This is a genomic window from Acidimangrovimonas sediminis, from assembly GCF_002871005.1.
GTDB lineage: Bacteria > Pseudomonadota > Alphaproteobacteria > Rhodobacterales > Rhodobacteraceae > Acidimangrovimonas > Acidimangrovimonas sediminis.
Genome location: NZ_PHSN01000041.1, coordinates 1 through 411 on the forward strand (window position 1 = coordinate 1; position 411 = coordinate 411).

General features: G+C 57.2%; 1 protein-coding gene. It reads left to right on the forward strand.

Translation table 11 applies throughout. The annotated features are described in order from the left end of the window. Window positions 1-411: integrase core domain-containing protein (locus CVV76_RS22750; protein WP_146010363.1), on the forward strand; the 411-nt coding region annotated here is incomplete at both ends.

Consider the following 411-nt stretch of genomic DNA (forward strand, 5'->3'; position numbering starts at 1 on the left):
TGAACGTCCTGGACGACTTCAACCGTGAGGGCCTGGGCATTGAGATCGACTTCTCCGATCGTCGGGAAAACGATCCACTGGATCGTTTTCTGATCCTCCTCACACCTGCCGAACGCGTCGTTCGGGCGCTGAACCAGATCATCGAATGGCGAGGCGCACCGAAGACGATCAGGGTCGATAACGGCCCGGAATACATCAGCGGCACCTTGATGGAATGGGCTGAACACAAGGGCATCGCTCTGGCCCACATCCAGCCCGGAAAACCGCAGCAGAACGCCTATGTCGAGCGATACAACCGAACGGTCCGGCACGAATGGCTGGACCTTCATATCTTCAAAAGCATTGACGAGGTGCAGCAGATTGCCACCGAGTGGCTGTGGTCCTACAACAACGAGCGTCCGAACATGGGCA